This is a genomic window from Nocardioides sp. Z30_9, assembly GCF_058215735.1.
This window is the reverse complement of record NZ_JBZAJF010000002.1, coordinates 1,013,089-1,032,927: the sequence shown is the minus strand read 5'-3', so window position 1 is coordinate 1,032,927 and position 19,839 is coordinate 1,013,089. Positions and strand designations below refer to the sequence as shown.

17 protein-coding genes and 1 tRNA gene are annotated in these 19,839 nt (G+C 71.0%); 4 read left to right on the top strand and 14 right to left on the bottom strand.

What is annotated here, in order from left to right:
* Window positions 1–157: 157 nt before the first annotated feature.
* A complete protein-coding gene (locus AC4BGB_RS15655; protein WP_490547801.1) occupies window positions 158–1,024 on the top strand; it encodes an aspartate/glutamate racemase family protein in 867 nt (288 codons plus the stop codon).
* Window positions 1,025–1,062: 38 nt separating this feature from the next.
* On the opposite strand, the gene leuC is transcribed toward AC4BGB_RS15655, so the two are convergent.
* The 10 genes from leuC to AC4BGB_RS15605 form a co-directional block, all read right to left on the bottom strand.
* The gene (gene leuC, locus AC4BGB_RS15650) at window positions 1,063–2,502 is read right to left on the bottom strand and encodes a 3-isopropylmalate dehydratase large subunit (protein ID WP_490547800.1); all 1,440 of its coding nucleotides are present in this window, start codon (window positions 2,500–2,502) and stop codon (window positions 1,063–1,065) included.
* A 5-nt stretch (window positions 2,503–2,507) separates the two neighbouring features.
* Complete coding sequence (locus AC4BGB_RS15645) at window positions 2,508–3,212, bottom strand: SDR family oxidoreductase (RefSeq protein WP_490547799.1); 705 nt, start codon at window positions 3,210–3,212, stop codon at window positions 2,508–2,510.
* Window positions 3,213–3,341: 129 nt separating this feature from the next.
* Window positions 3,342–3,791, bottom strand: coding sequence for a hypothetical protein (locus AC4BGB_RS15640; protein ID WP_490547798.1), 450 nt, complete (start codon window positions 3,789–3,791; stop codon window positions 3,342–3,344).
* A gap of 8 nt (window positions 3,792–3,799) precedes the next feature.
* A complete protein-coding gene (locus tag AC4BGB_RS15635) occupies window positions 3,800–5,446 on the bottom strand; it encodes a GMC oxidoreductase (RefSeq protein WP_490547797.1) in 1,647 nt (548 codons plus the stop codon).
* A 125-nt stretch (window positions 5,447–5,571) separates the two neighbouring features.
* On the bottom strand, window positions 5,572–7,842 hold the full coding sequence (gene katG / locus AC4BGB_RS15630; RefSeq protein ID WP_490547796.1) for a catalase/peroxidase HPI: 2,271 nt from the start codon (window positions 7,840–7,842) through the stop codon (window positions 5,572–5,574).
* The gene (locus AC4BGB_RS15625; protein ID WP_490547795.1) at window positions 7,839–8,291 is read right to left on the bottom strand and encodes a Fur family transcriptional regulator; all 453 of its coding nucleotides are present in this window, start codon (window positions 8,289–8,291) and stop codon (window positions 7,839–7,841) included. Before AC4BGB_RS15625 ends, katG begins: the two co-directional genes overlap by 4 nt.
* A 46-nt stretch (window positions 8,292–8,337) precedes the next feature.
* Window positions 8,338–10,044, bottom strand: a complete 1,707-nt coding sequence (locus tag AC4BGB_RS15620) for a phytoene desaturase family protein (RefSeq protein ID WP_490547794.1) — start codon at window positions 10,042–10,044, stop codon at window positions 8,338–8,340.
* A gap of 80 nt (window positions 10,045–10,124) precedes the next feature.
* Complete coding sequence (locus AC4BGB_RS15615) at window positions 10,125–10,778, bottom strand: TetR/AcrR family transcriptional regulator (RefSeq protein ID WP_490547793.1); 654 nt, start codon at window positions 10,776–10,778, stop codon at window positions 10,125–10,127.
* Window positions 10,779–10,797: 19 nt separating this feature from the next.
* A complete protein-coding gene (locus AC4BGB_RS15610; protein ID WP_490547792.1) occupies window positions 10,798–11,136 on the bottom strand; it encodes a hypothetical protein in 339 nt (112 codons plus the stop codon).
* A gap of 71 nt (window positions 11,137–11,207) precedes the next feature.
* Entirely contained in the window at window positions 11,208–11,657 is a 450-nt protein-coding gene (locus tag AC4BGB_RS15605) for an Hsp20/alpha crystallin family protein (RefSeq protein ID WP_490547791.1), read from the bottom strand.
* Window positions 11,658–11,921: 264 nt separating this feature from the next.
* Here AC4BGB_RS15605 and mgtA point away from each other — a divergent pair, with 264 nt between their 5' ends.
* The 3 genes from mgtA (at window position 11,922) to AC4BGB_RS15590 (ending at window position 16,473) form a co-directional block, all read left to right on the top strand.
* Window positions 11,922–14,594, top strand: a complete 2,673-nt coding sequence (mgtA, locus tag AC4BGB_RS15600; protein ID WP_490547790.1) for a magnesium-translocating P-type ATPase — start codon at window positions 11,922–11,924, stop codon at window positions 14,592–14,594.
* Window positions 14,595–14,713: 119 nt separating this feature from the next.
* Window positions 14,714–15,262 (top strand): copper chaperone PCu(A)C, encoded by a 549-nt coding sequence (locus AC4BGB_RS15595; RefSeq protein ID WP_490547789.1) that lies wholly within the window; start codon window positions 14,714–14,716, stop codon window positions 15,260–15,262.
* A complete protein-coding gene (locus tag AC4BGB_RS15590; protein WP_490547788.1) occupies window positions 15,259–16,473 on the top strand; it encodes a Dyp-type peroxidase in 1,215 nt (404 codons plus the stop codon). The genes AC4BGB_RS15595 and AC4BGB_RS15590 overlap by 4 nt, the downstream gene beginning before the upstream one ends.
* 364 nt (window positions 16,474–16,837) lie before the next feature.
* Here the strand turns inward: AC4BGB_RS15590 and AC4BGB_RS15585 are convergent, their stop codons facing one another.
* From AC4BGB_RS15585 to AC4BGB_RS15570, 4 genes are all read right to left on the bottom strand, one after another.
* Window positions 16,838–17,854, bottom strand: coding sequence for an asparaginase (locus AC4BGB_RS15585; RefSeq protein WP_490547787.1), 1,017 nt, complete (start codon window positions 17,852–17,854; stop codon window positions 16,838–16,840).
* Complete coding sequence (locus AC4BGB_RS15580) at window positions 17,851–19,203, bottom strand: dihydroorotase (RefSeq protein ID WP_490547786.1); 1,353 nt, start codon at window positions 19,201–19,203, stop codon at window positions 17,851–17,853. Before AC4BGB_RS15580 ends, AC4BGB_RS15585 begins: the two co-directional genes overlap by 4 nt.
* A gap of 238 nt (window positions 19,204–19,441) precedes the next feature.
* Complete coding sequence (locus tag AC4BGB_RS15575; RefSeq protein ID WP_490547785.1) at window positions 19,442–19,675, bottom strand: hypothetical protein; 234 nt, start codon at window positions 19,673–19,675, stop codon at window positions 19,442–19,444.
* 68 nt (window positions 19,676–19,743) lie between these two features.
* Window positions 19,744–19,820: transfer RNA gene (locus tag AC4BGB_RS15570), tRNA-Met, on the bottom strand.
* Window positions 19,821–19,839 lie beyond the last annotated feature (19 nt).

The window sequence follows — 19,839 nt, the reverse complement described above, 5'->3', positions numbered from 1 at the left end:
CAGAACGGAGTCACTCGGTTGCACACAATCTATGCCCGTTCTGCGCTGCGGAACAACGGGAAAACGCCGAAGGCCTCCAGAAGGTCGTCCTTGCGCGCATCCCAATTGCATACGATACTGGCGCCTCGACAGCGCACCGGATGACCACGGAGGCACGATGAACAAGCGGCTCGCATACATCACCCTTAAGGGCGCTGCGGCGGCCGGCCTGCACATCGAGGACGGCCTGGTGCACGACGGCTACGAGGTCGACCTCGTCGAGACCGGGATCCGGGTGTTCCCGGTCGACCGGGCCGACCTGCTCCTCTCCGACCTCGCGTACGCCGAGGCGGCCATGCGCGCCCAGGATGAGGGCTACGACGGTGTCCTGATCGGCGCCCTGCCCGACTACGGCATCGCGGCTGCCCGCGCCGCCGTCGACATCCCGATCGTCGGGTGCGGCCAGGCGAGCGTGCAGACCGCCCTCGGCCTCGGTGAGCGCTTCGCCATCGTCACGATCTGGCCCGAGACGATGCACTTCGTCTACGACCGGATCCTGCAGGAGAACCACGCGGAGCAACTGTGCACCTCGGTGCGCTATGTCTCCACGCCCGCCGAGCAGGCGACGCTCTCGGAGAAGGAGAACTTCCTGACCGAGATGAAGGCCGGCCGCGAGCACATGATCGAGCGCATCCTCGTCGAGATCGAGGCCGTCGCCGCAGAGGGCGCCGGGTCGGTCATCCTCGGCTGCAACTGCATGTCGCCGGTGGCGCGCACCCTCGCCGAGCGATCGAGCATCCCCATCGTCGACCCGACCTCGGCCGGCTACTGCTCCCTGGAGTCCGTGGTTGCCCGGGGCGTGACGCACCGCCGGGACAGCCGGGTGCCGCGCTCGACCCGCCAGCCGATGATGGCCGAGATGCTGCGGACCGCAGACCAGAACATGACCGGACAGGACGAGGACTGCCCGGTGTGCGTCCTCGGCGAGGACGGCACGGCGTCCTGCGACCTCCCCGCCCCCACCGCCGAGAGCGCGCTCGTCTGAGCCGAGCTCGTCCTGAGGCGACTTCAGAGGTCCTCTCTTCAGAGGTCCTCCGGGGAGCCGAGGCGGCCGCGGACCGCGGTCGCGGCGGCGACCACGGGTGAGACCAGGTGCGTGCGCGCCCCCGGCCCCTGGCGCCCCTCGAAGTTGCGGTTCGTGGTCGACGCCGACCGCTTCCCCGGACCCAGGGCGTCGGGGTTCATCGCCCTGCACATCGAGCAGCCCGAGCTGCGCCACTCGAAGCCCGCGGCGGTGAAGACCTCGGCCAGGCCCTCGGCCTCGGCAGCGTCGGCAACCGCACGGGAGCCCGGCACGACGAGTGCCCGTACACCGGTGGCCACGGACCGACCACGGAGGACCGCGGCCGCGGCGCGCAGGTCCTCGAGCCGGCCGTTGGTGCAGGAGCCGATGAACACCGTGTCGACGGCGATGTCCTTGATCGGCGTACCGGAGCGCAGGTCCATGTAGGCCAGCGCCTGGACGATCGCCTCGCGTGCGGCCTCGTCGGGTGCGTCCTGCGGTGCGGGCACCCGTCCGTCGAGCGGCGCCGACTGGCTGGGCATCGTGCCCCAGGTGACGGTCGGGACCACGTCTGCGCCCTCGATCACCACGCAGCGGTCGTAGGCGGCACCGGGATCGGTCACGAGCGTTCGCCAGTACGCCGCGGCCTGGTCCCACTGCTCCCCGCTCGGCGCGTGGCGACGTCCGGTCAGATAGGCGAACGTGGTCTCGTCGGGAGCCACCAGTCCGGCACGGGCGCCGCACTCGATGGTCATGTTGCACAGCGTCATCCGCTGCTCCATCGTCAGCGACCGGACCGCTGCACCGGTGTACTCGACCACGGCACCGGCTCCCCCGTTGGGCCCCAGCACGCGCACGACGTGCAGCGCCAGGTCCTTGGCAGTCACACCAGGGCGCAGGCTGCCCTCGACCCGGACCTCCAGGGCCGCCGGGCGCTTGATCCACAGCGTCTGGGTCGCCAGCACGTGCTCGACCTCGCTGGTGCCGATCCCGAAGGCGAGCGCGCCGAACGCGCCGTGCGTGGAGGTGTGCGAGTCACCGCAGACCAGGGTCAGGCCCGGTTGGCTCAGCCCCTGCTCGGGCCCGATGACGTGCACGATCCCATTGCCGGCCGACCCCATCGGGTGGTGCGGCACCCCGAAGTCGGTGCAGTTCGTGCGCACCAGGTCGAGCTGGAGCCGGCTCAGGGGATCGTTCACCACGGCGTCGGCGGCGAAGGTGGGGACGTTGTGGTCCTCGGTGGCCATGGTCAGGTCCGGGCGGCGTACGACGCGGTCGTTCTCGCGCAGCCCCTGGAACGCCTGCGGCGAGGTCATCTCGTGGAGCAGGTGGAGGTCCACGTAGAGCAGGTCCGGCCCGTCGGCACCCGCCACGACGACGTGGTCGTCCCAGAGCTTGCCCAGTAACGTGCGCGGAGCCGCCTCGCGGCGATCGCCCGACTGGGGAACCGAGCTGGTCACGGCTCTCAGACCAGTGCGCGGGCGCCGTCGAGGTCGATCACGGCGCCACTCATGAAGCCGTTCTCGGCGCACGCGAGGATCTGCATCGCGATCTCGTCGGCCGTGCCGATGCGACCGGTCGGGCTGGCCGCGGCCAGGTGCTCGATGCCGTCGGGGAACCCGGCGCGCAGGAGCGGGGTGTCGGTGACCCCGGGCGAGACGCAGTTGACCCGCACGGGGGCGAGCTCCAGGGCCAGGCCCCGGGTCATCGACTCGAGCGCCGCACACGCAGCCCCGACGACGACCCGGTTGGGACGCGGGCGGCGGCCGGCGAGTCCGGAGACCAGCGTGATCGACCCGCCGGGGGTGATCGTCGCCGCCTTGGCCACGCGGTAGGAGCCCCAGAACTTCGAGCTGAACAGCTGCAGCGCCTCGTCCATCGGGAGCTCCTTCAGCGAGGCGCCTCCGGGCTTGGCCGCGGTCACGACCACGTGGTCGAACTCCTCGCCGGGGGCGAAGAATGCCTCGACCGAGGCGTCGTCGGTGGTGTCCATCGTGCGCCCGCTGCAGCCCTGACCGACCTGCTCGGTCGCGGCGTGCAACCGCGCTGCGTCGCGTCCTGCGACGGTGACCTGCGCGCCACGTCCGGCCGCCATGACCGCGACGGCCAGCCCGATCCCGGACGTGCCTCCGACCACGAGAACGCGTGAACCGGCAAGTGACGATGTCATCGAAGGACTCCTTGGGCTAGTGAGCGTTCGCTCAGGCTAGCAGTCGAGGAGCTCGGCCAGGGACGAGTGGACCATCATCGACGTCGACGCGCATTTGTCGGACTTATTGCGAGGTCGGATCGTGTCTTCCTACTCGCGGTGGAGCAGGAACGGCAGCCCACCGCGGCGAACCAGTGGGCGGTCGACGTACGACATGCCGACGAGCACCCCGTCACTGCCGACGCGGAGCTCGTCGCGGACCCAGCGCCACGGGCGGGGTGCGTCGGCGGCGTAGGTCACCACCACGGCGGGCCGGCCGTCGGCCATCCCCTCCCCCAGCACCGCCCGCATCGGCAACCGCTCCGCCCAATCACCAGAGCCGTGCCTGGCCCGGAGGAGATTGACCCCGGCCAGCTCCTCGGGTCCGCACCGCACGAACCGCTTGCCGTGCCAGCGCGGCAGCCCGACGAGGCCGAGACCCCCTGGGGCGACGTGGCGCAGCGGCGCCACGAACTCCGCACGCAGGTCGCCGACCACGTCGTCGAGCGCGGGCGCGGGGAGGCTGGACCACGCGCGCAACAGCGCGGGCACCCCGGTCACGCGGTGTCTCATCGGGCACCGTCCGTGACGGTCGGGGTGCCGGCCGGGTGCGCGGTGATCGGCTCCCGGCGTACGGCGCCCTCGGGTGCGGCCGGAAACAGCGACGCGAACCGCTCGGCCAGCGCGGTGATCGTCAGCGAGGGGTTCACCCCGAGGTTCGCGGGGATGGTGCTCGCGTCGGCGACGTAGAGCCCCGGGTGCCCGAACACCTCGTGCGAGGCGTCGACCACGCCGTCGGCGGGCGAGGAGCCCATCACCGCGCCGCCCAGGATGTGCGCGGTCACCGAGAGCCCGCCGACGGTCTCACCGAGCAGGTTCAGCGGGGTGCCGCCGGAGGACTCGGCGAAGGCACGGGTGACCTCGTTCGCCACCGGCAGGTAGCTCGGCGCCTGGCGTCCGGGCACCGCCCGCGACCGCAGCACGCGCCGCCAGGGCCGCACCGGAGACCTCCGTCGCTCGAAGGCCAGCTCGTTGTCTAGGTGCTGCATCACGGTGAGCACCGTGAGCCGCCGCTCGAAGTCCCGCGCCGCCATCCGGCGCACCTGTGAGACGGGCGCGGCCGCCAGCCTGCCCAGGGTCCGCACGGCCCGGCCGAGCCTGCGCTCGCCGTCCACGATCGGTCCCACCTGGAGCCGCATGTGCCAGCCGCCCACGAAGCGGTTCTGGGTGACGTGGGTGTCGGGGTCGGGGTAGAAGTCGCTGGAGATCGTCGGCCCCCGGGAGAGGTCCTCCCCCGGCGGCTGGAGCACCGCGGTGAGCGCCTCGCTGTTGGTGCGGACCCGCCGGCCCAGCATCCGCGACACGTGCGGCAGCGTCCCCAGCTCGTCGCGGCAGCGGAACAGCAGGTCGAGGGTGCCGAGCACGCCGGCGGCCAGCACCACCCGGTTCGCCGTGATCGGCGGGATCGGCGTACGCCGCCACGGGTGAGCGGCGGAGAGCTCGTAGCCGCCCCCGGGCAGCGGCCGGATCCCGGTGACCTCGTGCTCGGCGCGCACCTCGGCGCCGTACCTCTCGGCGAGCGGCAGGTAGTTGCGGGTGAGCTGGTTCTTGGCGCCGTAGGGGCAGCCGAGCAGGCACTCGCCGCACAGCCGGCAGCCGGTCCGGGCCGGCCCCTCGCCCCCGAAGAACGGGTCCGGCTCGGTGACGCCCTCGCGGCCGAAGTGGATGGCCACCGGCACCGGCCCGTACGTCGAACCGGCCCCGACGCTCTCGGCAGCGGCGGCGAGGTGCTCGTCCATCGGGCCGCGGTGCCCGGTGACGACGCGGCCGAGCATGGCAGCCGCGCGCGCGAGGTGGGGGGCGAGCTCGCTGCGCCAGTCCGGGCGCAGGTGCGACCAGGCGGGGTCGGTGTAGAAGCCCTCGCGCGGCTCGAGCAGCACCCCGGCCCAGACGGTGGACCCACCGCCGACACCGCTGGCGCCAATGATCGCGACGTGGCGGAAGATCCGCTGCCAGAAGAAGCCACGCAGGCCCGCGCCCGGCTGCCACAGGTAGGCGCGCGGGTCCCGGCGGGCGCGCAGCAGGTCCTCGTCGGAGAGGCGCCGGCCCTTCTCCAGGACCAGCACCTTGTGACCGGCCTCGGTCAGCCGCAGGGCCGCGACCGCCCCGCCGAAGCCACTGCCCACCACCACCACGTCTGCATCGAGCTCCGGCATGACCGGGACAGTAATGCTGTCACCGTGGCGCTCCCGCACGGGCCCGGCACTCGCGGGCGCAGGCCGGGGAGAAGACAGAAGAGCCCGCGGTCCCGGAGGACCGCGGGCTCAGCTGGTGGGTTGTCTCAGGCGAGGTCGAAGCGGTCGAGCTCCATCACCTTGGTCCACGCCGCGACGAAGTCCTGCACGAACTTCTCGGTCGCGTCGCTGCTGCCGTACACCTCGGCGAGGGCACGCAGCTGGGAGTTGGAGCCGAAGATGAGGTCGACCGCGGTGGCGGTCCACTTCACCTCGTCGGTGTCCAGGTCACGGATCTCGTAGACGTTCTCCGCGTCCTCGGCTGCCTTCCAGCGGGTGCCGGGGGCGAGCAGGTTGGCGAAGAAGTCGTTGCTGAGCACGCCCGGGCGGTCGGTGAGGACGCCGTGCGCGGCGCCGCCGAAGTTGGCCCCGAGTGCGCGGAGGCCGCCGATGAGGACGGTCATCTCCGGCGCGGTCAGGTCCAGCATGTAGGCGCGGTCGACCAGGAGGATCTCCGGCTGGGTCTTCTCCCCGGGACGCAGGTAGTTGCGGAACCCGTCGGCCCGCGGCTCCAGCACCCGGAAGGAGTCGACGTCGGTCTGCTCCTGCGTCGCGTCGGTGCGACCGGGACGGACCGGCACCTTGATCTCGACGCCGGCATCGCGAGCCGCCTTCTCGACCGCCGCTGCTCCGGCGATGACGATCAGGTCAGCGAGCGAGACCTTCGCGTCGCCCTGGGCGTTGAAGTCGCTCTGGATGCCCTCGAGGGTCTCGAGCACCGTGGCGAGCTGCTCGGGCTGGTTGACCTCCCAGTTGCGCTGGGGCTCCAGCCGGATCCGGGCACCGTTGGCGCCACCGCGCTTGTCGGTGCTGCGGAAGCTCGCGGCCGAGGCCCAGGCGGTCGAGACCAGCTGGGCGATGGTGAGGCCGGAGTCCAGCACGCGTGCCTTGAGGTCGTCGATCTGGCTCTCGGTGACGAGCTCGTGGTCGACGGCCGGCACGGGGTCCTGCCACAGCTGCGGCTCGGCGACCCACGGTCCGAGGAAGCGGCTGACCGGACCCATGTCGCGGTGGAGCAGCTTGTACCAGGCCTTCGCGAACGCGAGCCGGAACTCCTCGGGGTTCTCCAGGAAGCGGCGCGAGATCTTCTCGTACGCCGGGTCGAAGCGGAGTGCGAGGTCACTGGTGAGCATCGTCGGCTTGCGCTTCGGGGAGTCGGGGGTCGGCCCGGGGATGATCGCGTCCGCGTCCTTCGCGACCCACTGCTTGGCGCCGGCGGGGCTCTCCGAGAGCTCCCACTCGAAGCCGAACAGGATCTCGAAGAACCGGTTGCTCCACTCGGTCGGCCGGTCGGTCCAGGTGACCTCGAGGCCGCTGGTGATCGCGTCCTTGCCCTTGCCCGACCCGAACGAGCTCTTCCAGCCCAGGCCCTGCTCCTCCAGCGGGGCAGCCTCGGGCTCGGGGCCGACGAGGTTGGCGTCGCCGGCTCCGTGGGTCTTGCCGAAGGTGTGGCCACCCGCGATCAGGGCGACCGTCTCCTCGTCGTTCATCGCCATCCGGGCGAACGTCTCGCGGATGTCGCGGGCCGAGGCCAGCGGGTCGGGGTTGCCGTTGGGGCCCTCGGGGTTGACGTAGATCAGGCCCATCTGCACCGCGCCCAGCGACTCGTGGAGCTCGCGCTCGCCGGCGTACCGCTCGTCACCGAGCCAGGTGTCCTCGGGGCCCCAGAAGATCTCCTCGGGCTCCCAGACGTCCTCACGCCCGAAGCCGAAGCCGAAGGTCTCGAAGCCCATCGACTCCAGCGCTACGTTGCCCGCGAGCACGATCAGGTCGGCCCAGGAGATCGCCTGGCCGTACTTCTGCTTCACCGGCCACAGCAGCCGGCGGGCCTTGTCCAGGTTGGCGTTGTCGGGCCAGCTGTTCAGCGGTGCGAACCGCTGGCCGCCGTCGCCGGCGCCGCCGCGGCCGTCGTAGATGCGGTAGGTGCCGGCGGAGTGCCAGCTCATCCGGATCATCAGGCCGCCGTAGTGACCGAAGTCAGCCGGCCACCAGCTCTGCGAGGTGGTGAGCACCTCGGTGATGTCCCGCTTGAGCGCCTCGACGTCGAGCTTCTCGAACTCGCGGTCGTAGCGGAAGTCCTCGCCCAGCGGGTTGCCCTTCGAGGAGTGTGCGTGCAGCACCGACAGGTCCAGCGAGTTGGGCCACCAGTCCTTGAGGGAGTGCGGGCGGCCGCCGGTCTTGGGAGTCGGGGAGTCGATCGCGGGGTTCTCGCTCTCGCTTCCACCTGCGGTTGCCGAGTCGTGGGCGACTGGGCAGCCTGCCTCGGCCTTGGCGTCCACGCCCTGCGGGCTGGTGGGTTCGTCCTGGTTGCCGCTCATCTGATTCCTTCTCTCGGGAGTTCACTTGCGGATGTTGTCGAGCAGTCGGGGCAGGTGCCCCAGTAGATGACCTCTGCCTCGTCGATCGCGAAGCCGTGGTCGTCGCTGGCGTGCAGGCACGGGGCCCGTCCCACCGCGCAGTCGACGTCCACGATCGAGCCGCACGAGCGGCACACGAGGTGGTGGTGGTTGTCGCTGACCCGCGCCTCGTAGCGAGCGGTCGCGCCGGCAGGCTGGATGCGCCTGACCAGGCCGACCTCGGTGAGGACGCGCAGTACGTCGTAGACGGTCTGGTGGGACACCGAACCGAGGCTGGATCGCACCACGGTGGCGAGCGTGTCCGTGTCCGCGTGCGGGTGCTCGAGCACCGCGGCCAGGACCGCCAGCCGGGGGGCCGTCACGCGCAGTGACTTCTCCCGCAACCGACCCTCGAGTCCCGACACCGACATGCCCTCACCATAGGACCTTGTCTGGAACGACTCAAGACTGCCCCCCTCAGCGAGCTCCGGTGAGGGGTCGGCGACGCACCGCGCGGCGGATGACCGAGCCGGGCTTGGACGCGAGCAGCGGGTCGAAGTCCTCGGTGATCGGCGTGAGGTCCGCCTCGTCCACGAACACGGCCCCGTCGCGCACCTCCTGCACCAGGTCGCGGCCGAGCACGGTGCCGGCCGTGCCCATGCCACCCCAGATCGTGGCGTTGATGCCGAACATGTGCTCGGTGCTGCCACCGGCGAGGAACAGCCCCGGGATGTGCGTGGTGACCCTCGGCCGGAACGGGCCGAGGTTCCTCAGCAGCGGCGCGATCCCGTAGCAGGACCCGTCGGTGGTGAGGGTGAACCGCTCCTGGGTGATCGGCGTGGACGCCTCGCAGAAGACCATCCGCTCGCGCAGGTCCGGGATCATCAGCTCGGCGGTGTCCAGCACCCGCTGGGTGAGCTCCTCCTTGACCTGGCGGTAGCGTTCGTCGCGGCCGTAGCCGTCCCCGTCCCCGGGGTCGCCGGCGACGTTCCAGAACTCGTGGTCCTTGGGCGCCCAGCTGACCAGCTCGAGCGTCGAGTAGCCGGGCGGCGCCGAGTGCGTGCCCTCGGGATCCTTGGCGGTGGGGCAGCTGATCCCGACAGGCATCTGCTCGGGGCAGCGGCCCGCGGCGACCTCGCGGTAGTACCCGTCGACGTCGTTGTTCGGCCACACCCACGCCAACGGGGGCGTGTCCCGCTCGCGCAGGTCGACGTCGAGGGCGACGTACACCGCGAACATCGGCAGGGTCATCTCGAGCTTCTCCAGCTTGCGGCGCAGCCGCCGGGTGAGGTGCTCCTCGCCGACCAGGTCGGCCCACGTCTTCTTGAAGTCGGCCGCGGAGACGACCACCTCGGAGCGGATCTCCTCTCCCCCGCGCAGACGTACGCCGACAGCGCGCCCGTCCTCGATCAGGATCTGCTCGACCCGGGCCTTGGTGCGGACCTTGCCGCCGTGGGTCGTGATCACGTCGGTGAGGTGCGCGCCGATCATCTGGCCACCGCCGCGCGGGTAGTACGCACCCGCCTGGAGGTAGTGGTGCAGGAAGCCGGCGTGCATCGCGGTGGGCGTGCGGTGCGGGGGCCAGGTGTAGTCGCCGTTCTCCGCGAGGATCACGGCCTGGGCGTCGGCGCTGAGCCCGCACGCGGCCATCAGCTTCGTGACCGGCCGAACCCCCCAGCGCAGCAGCGCCAACGGGCGCCGGCGCGGCTGCTCGCCGGCCGCGATGATCCGCATGATCTCGACGCAGCGGCGCAGGCCGGCCTCCTCGTCGGGGAAGGCCGCGATCAGGCGCTCGAGGTAGGTGTCCCAGCCGGTCGGCGTCTGGAACGTCGTGCCCGGGATCATGATCTGGCAGTGGCCCTCGGGGCGCTGGCGCAGCCACTTGATCCGCTCGCTCAGGGCCAGGCCCGAGAGCGCGGTCTGCATCCGGCCGCCGGGGCCGCACTCCCCGACGTAGTGGGTGCCGACGTCGAACTCGAACTTGTTGCCCGCGCGGCGGAAGACCTGGGTGCTGCCGCCGACGACCTGGTTGGCCTCGAGCACCAGCACCCTCCTGCCGTTGGCCGCGAGGTACGCCGCGCAGGTCAGGCCGCCCGGGCCGGCTCCCACCACCACGGCGTCCCAGGTCTCCTCGGCCTCACCCGGCTCGGTCATCGAGGTCGGGGGCGTCGTGGTCTGCGTCATGGGGGGCACCTTCGGGGAGTGATCTGGAGTCGGACTCCAGTTAACTCCCTGTGGCGTGTCTCACCAAGGACGCCGCGCGCTCAGTCGTCGCCGGGCTGTCCGATCAGGCCCTCGAGCAGCACCAGCCCAGCCTCGATCACGGCCTGCTCGACGCGCTCGGGCGACAGCACCAAGGCGTCGCGGCGCAGCGCCAGCGCGGCGACCCCGTTCCAGGCGCCGAAGAGGAAGTACGACATCAGCTCCGGGTCGACCTGCCGGATCGCCCCGCTCTCGACTGCTTCGCGGATGCTCTGCTCGAACTCCCGCCGGAGCTCGCTGAACCGCGCGACCACCTCGTCCTCGACGGGCGTGCGCGGACCACGTTCGCCCGTGACCGTCAGGTACTTCACCACCACCGGGTGGTCGAGCAGGAGCCGCAGGTAGGCGGCGCCGACCCCCGCGAACCGCTCGAGCGGGGAGGTCTGCGCGGCGTACGCCGACCGGAGCGCGTCGGTGGCCACGGCCAGGACCCGCTCGGTGACCGCTGCCAGCAGCGCGTCCTTGGTCCCGAAGTGCACGTAGACCGACGCTGGCGAGATCCCGGCCTGCGCGGCGACGTCCTCGATCCTGATCTCCTCGGGCGCCCGCTGCGACATCAGCTGCTCCGCCGCGTCGACGAGGAGGGCGCGCGTGCGCTCCCTGCGCCGCGAGCCACGCGCCACGGCGTCAGAAACGGGCTCCGGGGCGTCGGTCACCCAGACAGAGTAGGACTCCTCAGAGCACCACGGCCCCAGCCACGGCTGCAGCGACGACCACGGCCATCGCGGCGCGCTTGAGGTCCGGGGTGAGGGTGCGGGCCATGCCGTGGACAGCGGAGGCGACGACGGCAGCGGCAACGGCCATCAGTACGGCGAGACGCAGATCCGCCCGCAGTGGACCCCCCATGAACGTCACCAGGGAGAACATCCCCACCAGTCCCCCGACGATCGCCGCCGCGCCGGCGCCGAGGACATCGGCAACCAGGACCGACGGGATCACCACCACGACGATCAGCACCAGCATCACCGGGCTGCCCTTGCGCTGGGGCACCTCGGCGTCCGCGGCCTCGGTCACGGCCGCACTCCTCGACGGACACCGGTCCGCACCGGACCGCCGCGCCGAGCGACGGCACGTAGCTCTTTCAGCTACTTGATCTCGATCCGCCGCGGCTTGTCCGCCTCGCTCTTGCGGATCGTCAGCCGCAGCACCCCGTCCTTGAGCGAGGCATCCACGCCGTCGGCCTGCACCTTGCCCGGCAGGTCGACCCGGTAGTCGAACTGCCCGGTGCGCCTGGTGTTCCGGTGCAGGATGCCCTTGTGCTCGCGCTCCTTGACCTCGCCGTGGATCGTGAGCCGGTTGTCGTCGAGCTCGACGTTGACGTCATCGGCCTTCACGTCCGGGAGCTCGGCCTCGACGACGAAGGCGTCGTCGGTCTCCTCGATGTCCACGGGAGGTGCCCAGGACGTGCCCAGCAGGCCCGGCGAGTCGCCGAAGGATGACTCGAGCAGCTTGGAGAACCGGCTCTGGAGATCGTCCATCTCCTGCAGCGGGTTCCACGTCCTGACGTCACTGTTGCGGCGGCTGGGCAGTGCCATGTCGAACAACCTTCCTCGAGAGTCGAGCACTGCCTCGCTGTCGGGGCGGCACGACGAGTTGTGAGCTGGATCACCTACTCCGATGCTCCACCTGCATTCCAAACCGAGCCGAAACCTGTCCCGCACGGAGACGCCCACAGGCTGCGGCCGGCGATGGATCCCTTGGGAACACCCCCCGGACCGACGATGCTGGAGAAGCAGTTCAGCGCGACAGGCGCCCTCCGTGACCTTCGGGGTCGGCTCCGGGAAGGGGCGCACAAGCCGATGGCAGCGACCGGAACGCCAGCGCCCACGGGCGGTCGCCCAGCGTCGGGGGACGCGGCGTACTGGGCCTCGTCGGGCAACCAGGTGCTCGACGACCTGGAGGCGGACCGCGCCGGACTCAGCAGCGACGAGGCGGCCAGGCGCCTGGAGGCCTCCGGTCCCAACCGGCTGTCGCCGAAGCGCGGGACAGGGGTGATCCACGAGCTGCGATCCCAGTTCACCCAACCGATCGTGCTCATCCTGGTCGCGGCCGCCGTACTGTCCCTCGCCCTCGGTGACCACATCGACGCCGGCGTCATCTTGTGCATCGTCGTGCTGAGCGGCCTGCTCGGCTTCTGGCAGGAGCACAGTGCCTCGACGACCATCGCCGGGTTGCTCGAACAGGTGCAGATCCAGGTCGAGGTACGGCGCGACGGACGTGTGGTGTCCATCGATCCCGCGGAGGTCGTCCCTGGCGATCTCGTGGTGCTCAGCGCCGGCGACGTCATTCCGTGCGACTGCCGTGTCCTTGCCGCATCCTCGCTCCAGCTGGACCAGTCCGCCCTCACCGGGGAGACCTATCCGCAGCACAAGGGCCCGGAGCCGGACCCGGCAGACGCCCCACTCGCCAACCGTCACGGCGTCCTGTTCCAGGGCAGCCACGTGGTGAGCGGACAGGGCGAGGCGGTGGTGGTCGTGACCGGTCGGGCCACCGAGCTGGGCCAGATGTCGCGAACCCTCGTGTCCGCCGCGCCGTCGACCAGCTTCGAGGAGGGCACCGCTCACTTCGGGCTCCTCCTCGCCCGGGTGACGCTCCTGCTGACCCTGTTCATCCTGGTGGTCAACGTCGTCCTCGGCCGCCCCCTGATCGACGCGGCACTGTTCTCCCTCGCGCTCGCGGTCGGGGTCACCCCCCAGATGCTTCCGGCCATCATCTCGGTCAGCCTGTCCACGGGAGCGCGTCGGATGGCCCGCGCGAGTGTCATCGTGCGGCGACTCGACGCCATCGAGGACCTCGGCAGCATGAACGTGCTGTGCACCGACAAGACCGGCACCCTCACCGAGGGCAGCCTCACCCTCCACGCCGCCCTCGACCTCAACGGGGAGGAGTGCACGAGAGCCGCCGACCGCGCCGCGGTGAACGCGGCGCTGCAGACCGGGTTCACCAACCCGCTCGACCAGGCCATCCTGCGCAACGGACGTCCGGACGCGTCGTGGCAGGCCGTCGCAGAGCTCCCCTTCGACTTCGAGCGCAAGCGACTCTCGGTCCTCGCCGACGGACCCGACGGGCGCGTCCTGATCACCAAGGGCGCCTACGCGAAGGTCCTGGAGCTGGCCGTCTCCGCAGCCACCCCCGACGGGACGCGCGCACTGGACGAGGTCAGGCACCTCTACGACGAGCAGTTCCGTGCGCTCAGCGCGGAGGGCTACCGGGTCGTCGCCGTGGCGGAGCGGTCCCTGCCGGACCAGTCGCAGCTCAGTACGGCGGACGAGCAGGGCATGACCCTCCTCGGCCTGCTGGCGTTCGACGACCCCGTCAAGGAAGGGCTCGACTCGACGATCACCCAGCTCACCGACCTCGGCATCCGGCTGTGCATGCTGACCGGCGACAACCGGCTCTCGGCGCAGCACGTGGCACGAAGGCTCAGTGCCGGCGAACCGCGCATCATGACCGGGACCGAGGTCGACGCCCTGGACGACGAAGACCTGGCGCAGGCCGCCGCCGGGGTGAACGCGTTCGCCGAGCTCACGCCGACCCAGAAGGAACGGATCATCACCGCGGTGCGCGCCGGGGGGTCGGTGGTCGGCTACCTGGGCGACGGCGTCAACGACGCAGGGCCCCTGCACCTGGCCGACGTCGGCATCTCGGTCGACACCGCAGTCGACGTCGCCAAGAGCGCTGCGTCGATGGTGCTGCTGGACAAGGACCTCGGGGTGGTCGTCGAGGGCGTCCGCCTGGGACGAGCGACCTTCACCAACACCCTCAAGTACATCTACACGACCGTCAGTGCGAACTTCGGCAACACCGCCAGCATGGCGGTCGCCTCCACCTTCCTGCCGTTCCTGCCGCTCCTGCCGCGCCAGATCCTGCTGCTCAACTTCCTCTCCGACCTCCCGAGCGTCACCATCGCCGCCGACCGGGTCGACCCCGAGAGCGTCGTACACCCGCGCAGGTGGAACCTGCGCGAGGTCAGGAACTTCATGGTCGTCTTCGGCCTGCTCAGCAGCGCCTTCGACCTGCTCACCTTCGCGATCCTGCTCCTGGTCTTCGACGCAGGCGCGACCCTGTTCCAGACCGGCTGGTTCATCGGCTCCACCCTCACCGAGCTCGCCGTCCTGTTCGTCCTGAGAACCACGCGGGTGGCGTGGCGCAGCCGGCCGGGCACTCCGCTCATGGTGACCTCCCTGGTCGTGGGCGTGACCACGATCGCCCTGCCGTTCATGCCCTTCGCCCTCGACGCCCTGGGGCTCACCCGCCCACCCCTCACCCTGCTGCTGGCCCTGGCCGGCATCACCTGCGCCTACGTCGCCTCCGCCGAGGCCACCAAGCGCGTCTTCTACCGCCGGGCCACGGACCCGCAGACCCGGCCGGCACCTGCGACGCCACCGGAGCCCAGGCAGCACCGTCTCCTGGCGCGGCTCGCAGGTGAACACGGCCGAATCCGGACGCCCTCACTGCTCAAGCGGATCTGAAGGTCGCCCGCACGCGTCGGCGCTGGCACAGGCGTCCGACGGGTGCCACCCACCCTCTGGGAACCTATACCCCTCTGGGTATCCTGCCGGCGACATCGTCGCTCAGGAGAAGAGGACCCATGAACCGCCTACGCCCCGCCGCTGCGAGCATCACGCTGGGCATCACTCTGGGCCTCGCACTGCTGCTTGCCGGCTGCGGCACGGAGGCAGCACCGGAGCCCTCGGCCAAGGCCCGTGGGGTGGAGGTCAGCGACGCCTGGGTGCGTGCCACGACGGGCAGCAAGGACGCCTCGATGACGGGCGCCTTCATGGAGGTCGCGAACAAGGGCGATGCCGCCGTACGGCTGGTGGGCGCCACGTCGTCGGCCGCACACATGACCCAGGTGCACACCATGGTGATGAAGGACGGCAAGAACCTGATGCAGCAGCTCGAGGAGGGCCTCGAGATCAAGGCCGGCTCCCACGTCCACCTGCGCCCCGGAGGCCACCACGTGATGCTGATGGGGCTCTCCGAGCCACTGGCAGCGGGCGACGAGGTCGACCTCACCCTCGAGTTCAGCGACGGCACGGAGGAAGAACTCACCCTCCCGGTGAAGGAGTTCACCGAGGAGGAGGACCACTACCACCCGTCGACGACCCCCTCGCCGTCGACGACCCCCGAGCCGTGACCGACGGGGGCCGCGACGGGGCGCCGTCGCGGCGCCACCTGCTGGGGTGGGCGGGTGCGGCCGGAGCCGCTGCGGCCGCCGGGACAGCGGGCTTCACCTTCGCGCAGAGCAAGCACGACGACATCGCCATCGACGACACGATGGCGCTGCCGCGCACGGTGAGCCCCTACGGCGCGCACCAACCGGGCATCACTCAGCCGATGCCGCGAGCCGTGCGGCTGCTGGCCCTGGACCTCCTGGACGGCACTGACGCCGACGCACTCGCGCGACTGATGCGCCTGTGGACCGGCGACATCGCCGCGCTGGCGGCCGGGCGCCCGGCCCCCGGGGACACCGCCCCCGACCTCGCCCAGTCGGCAGCCGACCTCACGGTCACCGTCGGCTGGGGACCCGGGATCTTCGACAAGACCGGCCTGGCCTCCGCCCGCCCCGCAGGGCTGAGCACGGTCCCGGCGATGCGTCACGACCGGCTGCAACCGCGCTGGGGCGGCGGCGACCTGCTGCTCGTGGTCGCCGGTGACGACGACACCAGCCTCAGCCATGCCACCCGGCGCCTCCTCCTCGACGCACGCCCGTTCGCCCGCCTCCGGTGGGAGCAGCAGGGCTCGTGGCGGGGCCGCGACCAGCGTCAGCGCCCGGTGACCGGGCGGAACCTCTTCGGCCAGGTAGACGGCACCGGCAACCCCGAGGTCGGCACCACCCTGTTCGACGACACCGTGTGGGCCACCACGCCGGACTGGTTCACCGGCGGCACGACCGTCGTCGTACGCCGCATCGCGATGAACCTCGATACCTGGGACGAGCTCACCAGGAACGAGCAGGAGCGCGCCATCGGCCGCGACCTGACCCACGGAGCACCGCTCTCGGGCACCCGGGAGACCGACGAGCTCGACCTCGAGGCCCGCGACGCCCGTGGGGACCTCGTCATTCCGCTGGGTGCCCACTCCCGTCTGTCGCACCCGTCGCAGAACGCCGGCATCCGCATCTTCCGCAAGGGCGCGAACTTCACCGACCCGGGGCCGGCCCGCTCCGCGGGGCTGATCTTCCTCAGCCACCAGGCCGACATCGGCGCCCAGTTCACCCCGTTGCAACGGCGACTCGACGAGCAGGACGACCTCAACACCTGGACCACGGCCATCGGCTCGGCCGAGTTCGCGCTACTGCCCGGCTTCACCGAGACGACCTGGCTGGGTCAGAGCCTGCTGGGCTGACTGCGCCCGGAGCGGGTGCTCACGACGAGAGGCTGCCTGGTGCTCAGGTTCCTTTCCACGTCACGCGGCGCCAGGTCGTAGCCGTCGCGTGGCCGCCCGACCAGTTGAGACCAACAAGTAGGCCGTCCTTGGGGCGTGTCGAGAAGTCTGTGGTGGGCCTCGCTCGCAGCTCTTGCCGTCGCGGCCTTGGTCATCGCCGTGGCCGTGGCACAGACCAACCGGGGCGACTACTCGCCCGGTCTCCTTGGGGTACGCCACCCTCGTCGTCGCTGCACTCCTGGTGCCACTGGGCCCAGGATGGGTCGCCTCGGGCAAGCACGGCGCTCGGGAGGCGCAGCAGGCGGGCTCCAGCTGGAGGCGTCGACTACCCCGAGGCGCGGGAGAACGCGGCCGCGCCCCGGAGGGCGAACTCCCGCGCTATCTCCTCACGGCCGTGTCGCCCGTGCAGCAGCGACCACAGCAGCAGCCGCGCCTTCACCGGTGTCAGCCACCCGGCCCCGACCGCCCCCCGCCCGCGCAGGTCACGCTCCGACCCGACGAAGCCGTACGTCTCCCGGGCGGTGGTCCCGCCACCGGTGCGGCTGGCGAAGACCACGGGCAACCGATCGACGACGTCACTGACCGCTGCGGCGACCCCCGTGGAGACGTGGCCCACCCCCATCGCGGCGAGGACCACGCCGTCGTACCCAGCGTCGGCGGTCAGCCGCAGCAGGTCACCGTCGTCCCCCAGATGAGTGGTCAACAGAGCCACCCGGAGCGCGACCCCCGGCACCTCCGCCCCCACCAGGACCGGGTGCCTGGCCGGCCGATTGCCGTAGACGGGCTCCCCCTCGACGAGACGGCCGAATGGCCCGAACACTGGCGACCGGAAGGCCTCGAGCGCCATGGTGTCGGTCTTGGCGACCCGGGCTGCGCCGTGGATCTCGTCGTTCATCACCACCAGCACGCCGAGATCGCGCGACGCGGGGGCGGCAGCCGTGATGACGGCGGCCACGAGGTTCGCGGGACCGTCACTGCCGGCGCGCTGCGGGCTGCGCATGGCGCCGGTGACCACCAGAGGCTCGTCACGGTCCCAGAACAGGTCCAAGAGGTAGGCCGTCTCCTCCAGTGAGTCGGTCCCCTGGACGAGCACCACGCCGGCAGCACCACCGTCGATGACCGTGCGGGCCCACGCCAGCGCATCGAGGCAGTTGGCGTGACCGAGGGAGGCACCCGGCATGACCGCAAGCGTCGTCGCCTCCAGCGTGGCCAGCGAGGCCAGAGCCGGGACGGCGGCCACGAGGTCGTCCGCCGCCAGGGTGGGGGTGACTCCGACGCCCGACTCCGACGTCATGGCGATGGTGCCGCCGAGGGACCCGACCGCAACACGTGGCTTCGTCATGCCCGGTGCCCGGGGCCGGGCAGGAAGGCCCCGCTGCGGTCGTCCACCGGTTTGCCGTCCTCCGCCGCGAGCCGACCGCGCAGGTAGGTTCGCACCACCTGCCCGGTCACCTCGCGGCCGTCGAACGGCGTCCAGCCCGCCTTCGAGAGGACGCTGGCGTGGGAGAGCGTTCTCGTGGCGGCAGGGTCGACCAGGACCACGTCGCCGTCGGCGCCCGGGGCCAGCCGGCCCTTGCGTGGCCACAGGCCGTAGGTCTTCGCCGGGGTCTCGCTGTAGACCCGTACGACGTCCTCGTAGGCGAGGTGTCCCCGAGCCGCGGCATCGAGCAGCAGCGCCATCGTGCTGTCCAGCCCCGGCAGACCGAAGTGGACGTTCCAAATGTCCCCCTCCCGCTTCTGCTCGAGCGTCGAGGGTGCGTGGTCGGTCGACATGTGGGTGAGTACGCCCCGTCGGAGCAGGTCCCACATCTCCCGCTCGTCTTCATCGGTGCGGGCGCGGGCCGGCGGGGTGAACTTGCGCAGTGCCCCGTGCTCGTGGACCTCGTCCTCGCGCAGCAGGAAGTACTGCGGACAGCCCTCCGCAGCCAGCATCGCTCCACGGGCACGCTCACTGGCGATGTAGGAGGCCACCTCCGGGTTGCTGACGTGCGCCACGGTCGCCCTGGCTCCTGTGCGTCGCACGAGCAGAGCAGCGACTGCGGCGGCCACCAGCTCGGCGTCCCGGTTTCGCCAGTCAAGGAGCACGGCGTTGTCGTCGCGACCCTGCTCGTGGAGCAGTCTCTCCGCGCTCTCGGTGAGGGACTCGTCCTCGCAGTGCATCAGGCTCACCGCGCCAGCCAGCGCCGTGGACTCGAGGTGCGACTTCAGCGCTGCGGCATCGTGGCCGGGCACACCGTGAGTCGTACAGGTGAAGACCTTGAAGAACGAGACGCCCGCCCGCCAGAGGTCCGCCACCTGGTCGGTCTGACCGGGCCAGGCGTGCGCGGCCAAGCCGAAGTCGACATTGGCGCGGCCCTGCAGGTGGTCGAGCTTGCCCCGAAGGTCCTCGGCGGTGCGGACCGGCCGGCCGTGCGAGTGCTCGACGATGGTGGTGACCCCCGACGCTGCCGCCGCGCTGGTGCCGGTCGGGAAGTCCTCCCGCTCGGGGCTGCCCGGGTCCATCAGGTGCACGTGGGTGTCCACCGCCCCGGGCATGACCAGCAGGCCGCCGGCATCAACGGTTTCCTGGGCACTGGGGCGGTCGGTCCCGACGTAGGTGATCACCCCGTCGGTAACGGCAACGTTCGCGCGACGGCGTCCATCCGGGGCCACGACGGTGCCCCCGGCGATCACGAGGTCTGCGGCAGGCATGTCACTCCTAGTCGGGCATGAGGGCATCAACGGTGGCCGGGACGGAACCGCAGCCTTGGTGGGCGTCCTGCGACAGGTCCACGACCTGCACGTCGCCGCCCAGTCCGGTCTGGACAGTTCGGGCTACGCGCTTTGGCAGCCTAGGCCGAGACCACGAGGCGCGACCGCTCCGATCGGAGCAAGTTGATCGGCGCGCACGCACCGATCGAAGCAGCGGGGGTAGGACCTGCCGGGCCAACTACCCGAGAAGGACAACCACCGCCGGCGCGACCGCGTCCGCCACGACAGAGTCGACAAGTCCGGAACCGTGACCCTGCGCGTCCACGGCAAACTCCGCCACATCGGCATCGGATGAACCCACAAGGGAACCCACGTCATCCTGCTCATCCAGGACCTCAACGTCCGAGTCGTCCACGCCGCCACCGGCGAGCCCCTCCGCGAGCTCACCATCGACCCACGCCGCGACTACCAACCCAGAAACAGAAAAGATCCGAACCCCCAGTGAGGGTTCGGATCTTTCCTATGTCTTGCGATATCACATGGTAGCGGGGGCAGGATTTGAACCTGCGACCTCTGGGTTATGAGCCCAGCGAGCTACCGAGCTGCTCCACCCCGCGTCGGTGAGTACAGGTTACG

Bases quoted from the DNA above. Each gene is read 5' to 3' on its own strand.
- AC4BGB_RS15655 (WP_490547801.1), top strand. From the start codon at position 158: ATGAACAAGCGGCTCGCATACATCACCCTTAAGGGCGCTGCGGCGGCC.
- AC4BGB_RS15645 (WP_490547799.1), bottom strand. From the start codon at position 3,212: ATGACATCGTCACTTGCCGGTTCACGCGTTCTCGTGGTCGGAGGCACG.
- AC4BGB_RS15635 (WP_490547797.1), bottom strand. From the start codon at position 5,446: ATGCCGGAGCTCGATGCAGACGTGGTGGTGGTGGGCAGTGGCTTCGGC.
- katG (WP_490547796.1), bottom strand. From the start codon at position 7,842: ATGAGCGGCAACCAGGACGAACCCACCAGCCCGCAGGGCGTGGACGCC.
- AC4BGB_RS15625 (WP_490547795.1), bottom strand. From the start codon at position 8,291: ATGTCGGTGTCGGGACTCGAGGGTCGGTTGCGGGAGAAGTCACTGCGC.
- AC4BGB_RS15620 (WP_490547794.1), bottom strand. From the start codon at position 10,044: ATGACGCAGACCACGACGCCCCCGACCTCGATGACCGAGCCGGGTGAG.
- AC4BGB_RS15605 (WP_490547791.1), bottom strand. From the start codon at position 11,657: ATGGCACTGCCCAGCCGCCGCAACAGTGACGTCAGGACGTGGAACCCG.
- mgtA (WP_490547790.1), top strand. From the start codon at position 11,922: ATGGCAGCGACCGGAACGCCAGCGCCCACGGGCGGTCGCCCAGCGTCG.
- AC4BGB_RS15595 (WP_490547789.1), top strand. From the start codon at position 14,714: ATGAACCGCCTACGCCCCGCCGCTGCGAGCATCACGCTGGGCATCACT.
- AC4BGB_RS15585 (WP_490547787.1), bottom strand. From the start codon at position 17,854: ATGACGAAGCCACGTGTTGCGGTCGGGTCCCTCGGCGGCACCATCGCC.
- AC4BGB_RS15580 (WP_490547786.1), bottom strand. From the start codon at position 19,203: ATGCCTGCCGCAGACCTCGTGATCGCCGGGGGCACCGTCGTGGCCCCG.